The organism is Sedimentitalea sp. XS_ASV28 (assembly GCF_041224545.1).
GTDB lineage: Bacteria > Pseudomonadota > Alphaproteobacteria > Rhodobacterales > Rhodobacteraceae > Sedimentitalea.
In genome coordinates, this window is record NZ_JBGFGP010000093.1 from 1 (window position 1) to 2793 (window position 2793).

2 protein-coding genes and 3 pseudogenes are annotated in these 2793 nt (G+C 57.0%); 3 read left to right on the forward strand and 2 right to left on the reverse strand.

The genetic code is table 11. The features are described from left to right. Positions 1-106: 106 nt before the first annotated feature. Positions 107-391 carry a hypothetical protein gene (locus AB9K34_RS05500; protein ID WP_369953433.1) on the reverse strand — a complete coding sequence of 95 codons (285 nt, stop codon included), beginning with the start codon at positions 389-391 and terminating at the stop codon, positions 107-109. A 193-nt stretch (positions 392-584) separates the two neighbouring features. Here AB9K34_RS05500 and AB9K34_RS05505 point away from each other — a divergent pair, with 193 nt between their 5' ends. Both AB9K34_RS05505 and AB9K34_RS05510 read left to right on the forward strand, forming a co-directional pair. Continuing rightward, a complete protein-coding gene (locus tag AB9K34_RS05505) occupies positions 585-1283 on the forward strand; it encodes a TetR/AcrR family transcriptional regulator (RefSeq protein ID WP_369953434.1) in 699 nt (232 codons plus the stop codon). Positions 1284-1368: 85 nt separating this feature from the next. Next, positions 1369-1473: pseudogene (locus AB9K34_RS05510) on the forward strand (IS110 family transposase); the annotation flags it as partial. 255 nt (positions 1474-1728) lie between these two features. Here AB9K34_RS05510 and AB9K34_RS05515 read toward each other — a convergent pair. Beyond that, positions 1729-2658: pseudogene (locus AB9K34_RS05515) on the reverse strand (IS110 family transposase); the annotation flags it as partial. Here AB9K34_RS05515 and AB9K34_RS05520 point away from each other — a divergent pair. After that, positions 2652-2793 (forward strand): annotated as a pseudogene (locus AB9K34_RS05520) (IS6 family transposase); the annotation flags it as partial. The pseudogenes AB9K34_RS05515 and AB9K34_RS05520 sit on opposite strands and share 7 nt — an antisense overlap.

Sequence of the window (2793 nt, forward strand, 5' to 3'; positions counted from 1 at the left end):
GCCACTGCAAGCGCGCCGAGCGCTTGAGCAATTTGAGGGCTCCGCGCCCGGCGCGCTTGCCCAAACCGAAACCCATGATTATCAAGATCAAACCCGCAGACTCTCGTTATGAACGAGGGACCGAAGGGGGGCAGGTCACCACCGCACCCGATCCGACAAGCTCGATCATCTCGCCCGGGCCGCCAAGCGCACCACCATGAAATATCTCGATCTTGACCGCACCGTCGGTGCGCGCGGCAATCTCGTCTACGACATACTGGTCGATCAGCGACGTGGTGAACCCCTCAGGCATGAAGTTGGCATAGCGGATCGGGTCCGACGGCCAATCCTGGGCAACGGCGGCACCTGCAAGCAGCAGACATGCGCCGGCAAAACTCGTGATCTTTTTCATGTGGTCTTCTCCCTTGATGCGCCTGGTCAGCGCCCGCGCAGATGGAGATTAACGGTCGGCTGGATAAAATGTAAATAAATATTTGTATTTTATCCGTTCATCCGCGATCCTTGACCTGCCACGCGATATGATCTTGGATGAATGCCTCGTAAAAATGGCTAACTTAACAAGTGGATAAAGAGAGCCCTGAACGATGACCCGGTCGAACGCCAGCAAACAAGCGAAACATAAAATCACCGAAAACAACCCCAAACGACCGAATCCTCTTGCTGCCCCTGGGCGGAGGAAACCGAAACAGAAGCGGTCTCGCGAAACGGTCGAGGAGATCCTGCAAGCAGCGATTCGGGTAATGGAGCGTGGCGGCTTCGAGGCATTCAACATGCCAGCCATCGCGGCCGAGGCCGGATTGAACGTCGCGACCCTCTACAGCTATTTCGCGAACAAGCACAAACTGCTGGCCCGGCTCGCCGAAGACGGCCTTGCCGAGAGGTTGAGAATTCTGGAGGAACTGTTCGAAGAGGCGCGCCAGGCCCCTGACTGGATCGACAAGGCGTGCGCCGCAATCACGCGGCTGGCGCGGCTGAGATCCGATCAATCCGGCGCAACCGCCTTGCGCCGCGCGCTCCACGCCTCGCCCGAGCTATGGCGGATCGATCAGAACGGAAACCGCATCGCCGGCAAGATGGTCGCCGACCTGATCGTCTCCCGCTCGGAAACGCCCTGCGCCGATCCCGAACTGCGTGGCCGTATGATCGCGGAGTACGTGACGGTCATCCTGGACATGCAACGGGATTTTCCGGCCGACAAACACGATGCAATTCTAGCGGACTTGACCGCAGTGTTCCGGTTCCACTTGTCCATGGGAGATGTCCCCGCTGATGTTGAGCTTTGAGTGAAGGGGCCTGATGCTGTAACCGTCCTCCGGCGGCATTGATATGCCATTGTGGGTTTGTGTGGATTCACAAAGCAGAGTAGTCGTGTCGGAGACTATCACAGCTGGGCTCGATCTGGCGAAGAACGTATTTCAGGTTCATGGCGCGGACGGCGCAAGTCGGGCAATTATGCGCAAGAAATTACGTCGCGCGGGATTGCCATTTGTGGCCATCTCCCTTTTTGCAAGTATTTTCTTGTGATTTTGATCTTTATGCATAGCGATCACTTGTCCGGCCTGTTTGACCGCTGGCCCTGATGAAGTCCGCGAACCGCAGTCCCTATCAATTTGCCGGACTATGACGTCCTGATAATGCCCCGGGGTGTTCCGGTTGCGGTGGCAAAGATCATCATCACAGGTGTTGCTCTTGCAACTCGTGCGAAGTGTTTCTCAGCGTTCTGAAATCTCAGGTTGGCTTGTAGACCTCCTTCTTCGACAAGACGGCCCAGACGATCCGCGCGGTTTTGTTCGCCAGTGCCACGCTAACCAATCGGGCGGGCTTTCCTCCAGCAAGCGCCTGATCCACTTTGCAGTTTGCGTTTGCGGGTGGACGACGCGCCTGAGAACTGCAGTCGCGCCCACGACAAGTAACTTGCGCAGATAACCACCCCCCATCTTCGTGATCCGCCCCAGCCAGTCCTTTCCGCCTGAGGAGTTCTGTCTCGGTACCAGCCCGAGCCAGGCGGCAAATTGGCGGGCAGACCGAAATTGAGAGGGATCCAATGATGGCAGCAAGAGCCGTCACAGTGAGCACCCCGACGCCTGGGATCGTTGCCAGAAGCTGGCTAACCTCGCTTGAGCGATGCCAGTCCCGTATCTTGCACTCAAGTTTGGCGATTTCGTCTTCCAGACTATCGATCTGCCGGGCCAGCGAAAGTAAAGCCGACCGCCCGAACTCGGGGACATCAAGATGGCCATTTTCTAGATCGCTCAGCATCTCGCGTATCTTGCGGGGGCCTTGAACTGCTACAAGCCCGAACTCGGCCAAGTGGGCGCGCAGTGCGTTTATCAGCATGGTGCGTTGGCGAACCAGAAGATTCCGGGCGTGATGCAACATCAAAGCGGCCTGGTGATCGGTGCTCTTGATCGCGACAAAATGCATGTTCGGTCGAGTGACTGCTTCACAAATCACCTCGGCGTCCGCCGTGTCATTCTTCTGGCGCTTCACATAGGTTTTGACATAAGCATGCGGGATCAGGCGGACCTCATGTCCAAGCGCTGCAATCTCGCGGACCCAACAACGCCGACATGGCACATCGCGATGCCGGATGGTGGAGCTGTGCAAACCATCAACTTGTTTGCGGTTTTCAGCTTGGCTAAGGGTGGGACGTGATAAATCCGCCTGAAAAGCCCCGCTTCAAAGGTTTCCGGTTCCCTCTTGAGATTGTTGTTTATGAGGTCTGGGTCTGCCATCGGTTTGCGCTCAGCACCGCAGATGTCGAAGAACTGCTGGCTCAAAGGGGCGTCATCG